This window comes from Pseudomonas gessardii (genome assembly GCF_001983165.1).
Classification (GTDB): Bacteria; Pseudomonadota; Gammaproteobacteria; order Pseudomonadales; family Pseudomonadaceae; genus Aquipseudomonas; species Aquipseudomonas gessardii.
Map to the genome: position 1 here is coordinate 1 of NZ_MNPU01000121.1, position 1,685 is coordinate 1,685.

The following is a 1,685-nucleotide window of genomic DNA, read 5'->3' on the forward strand; positions in this document are numbered from 1 at the left end:
TCGTCGTAGTGGTAGTGGCTGAGCAGTTGGCCCTGCTGGCGCTGGTGCTCGCGGCCGGCCTGGAACAGGTGTGAGGTGAGGGTCCGGCCATTCAGGTCGACAGTGGCAAGGTGCCCGCCCTTGTCGTGGTTGAAGGTCAGGCGGTTGTTGTCTGGCAGGCGCAGGGTTTCGAGCTGGCCACAGTGGTCGTAGCCATAGCGCAAGGTGCCCCAGCCTTGGTGTTCGGCAGTCAGGCGATTCTGGTTGTCGTATTCGTAGTGCAGCGGCCAGTGGCCGTCGTCGACGCTGAGGAGGTTGCCGAGGCGGTCGTAGGTGTAATCCACGGTACTGCCATCGGGCAGGGTTTTTCTGATAAGGCGGCCGGCGTGATCGCGCTGGTAGGTGGTAATCAGCTGACGGTCATCATCGCCAAACTCGGTTTTTTCCTGCAGGTGGCCGTTAAGGTCGTAGACGTAGGCGGTGCGTTGGCCGTCGAAGCCGGTTTCCTGCTGGATCAGGCCGTTGGCGTGGTAGGCCAGTTGGTAGGTTTCACCGGCCTCGTTTTCGATTTCGGTCAGTAGCAGGCGGGTACTGTCGTAGCGATAGCGCAGCGCCGTGCTATCGGGGTTGATCCGGCGACTGATCAGGTGCAAACCGTCGGCATATTCATAGCGGGTCACGCGCCCCAACTCATCGCGCTCGGCGGTGATTTTTCCGTAGGGGTTGTAGCTCAATTCGCGGGTGGCGCCGCCCGGCAAGACCACCTTGATCAGGCGGCCCACCGCGTCCCACTGATACTGGGTCAGCGCGCCGTGTTCATCCTCGCGGGCAACCTGCCGGCCGAACACGTCATAGCGATAACGCCGCACACCGCCATTGGGCAGTTGCTCCCCAATCAGTTGCCCGAGATCGTTCCACGTCAGGCGCTGACAGCTGTGGTCGGGATACCAAACCGCTAAAAGCTGCCCGCGCTTGTCGTAGCTGTACTCGGTGAGATTGCCGTCTGGATCGGTCTGGCGCGTGATCGCGCCCTGATCGTTGCGCTGGTACTTCCAGACCGCCTCACCCCGGCGCATGACCCGTACGAAACCATGCTCATGCTCGTAGGAGGTGGGCTCGTCATCCCCAGGAAACAGCGCGACCAAGCGCCCAGCCTCGTCGTACTGATAGGTCGTGATCGCGCCCAGGGGATCCTGCTTAACCGTCAGCCGCCCCTGGGCGTCGTAGGACTTGAAGTGCTTACCGCCATCGGGATCAACCCGCTGCACCAGGTGTGCCTGCGGGTCATGCACGTAGACTTCCTGGCTGCCATCGGCGTGCAGCAAGGTGACGCTGCCGTTGTCATCCCAGGCATAGCGCGTATCCATCTGCGCAAAACTGGCCCAATGCCGTACACAGCGCGCCGCCTTGCCAGACCGTTCCCACGCCCAGAAGAAACTCGCCCCACCGGCCAACTGTCGTTCAGTGATGACCGAGAGGCTGTCGTACTGATAGCGCTCGCTTTCGCCGACGGCATTGGTCGCCTCAAGCAGTCGCCAGTCTTCGTCATAGCGGTAGGCAACCAGGTTCTGCTCGGTCACCCAGGCGTCGTCCGCTTCGCTGTCCACGCGAAACACCTGGTAGTCCACCGCCACGATATGCCCACGGTCATAGCGCAACAGCAGGGCGCGACCGGCACCGTTATCCAGGCGCAGAATCCGCCCCAA

1 pseudogene is annotated in these 1,685 nt (G+C 62.3%); it reads right to left on the minus strand.

Annotation, left to right across the window (positions count from 1 at the left end):
- Positions 1–1,685 (minus strand): annotated as a pseudogene (locus BLL38_RS29870) (type IV secretion protein Rhs); the annotation flags it as partial.